1 protein-coding gene is annotated in these 442 nt (G+C 58.4%); it reads left to right on the forward strand.

Features of this window, described 5'->3' with window-relative positions; genetic code table 11:
* Nucleotides 1–442 (forward strand): cellulose synthase subunit BcsC-related outer membrane protein (locus A7Z29_RS23090; protein WP_198599441.1); only part of this gene is annotated, 442 nt, incomplete at both ends.

Below are 442 nucleotides of genomic sequence, written 5' to 3' on the forward strand. Positions count from 1 at the left end.
CGATGGTACTGCGTGATGGTGCAGGGTTTGAAGCGCAGGCGGGCGATCCGGAGCAGGCGCTGGAAACCTACAAAGACGCGATGGTCGCATCCGGTGTGACCACGACGCGTCCGCAGGATAACGACACCTTTACCCGTCTGACCCGTAACGATAAGAAGGACGACTGGCTGAAGCGCGGCGTGCGCAGCGATGCGGCGGATCTCTATCGTCAGCAGGATCTTAACGTCACCCTGGAGCACGACTACTGGGGATCGAGCGGCACCGGTGGTTACTCCGACCTGAAAGCGCACACCACCATGTTGCAGGTGGATGCACCGTATTCTGACGGACGGATGTTCTTCCGCAGTGATTTCGTCAATATGAACGTCGGCAGTTTTTCCGCCGACGCTGAGGGTAAATGGGATAACAACTGGGGCACCTGTACGTTGCAGGACTGTAGCGG

This window comes from Escherichia sp. MOD1-EC6842 (assembly GCF_002965705.1).
GTDB lineage: Bacteria > Pseudomonadota > Gammaproteobacteria > Enterobacterales > Enterobacteriaceae > Escherichia > Escherichia ruysiae.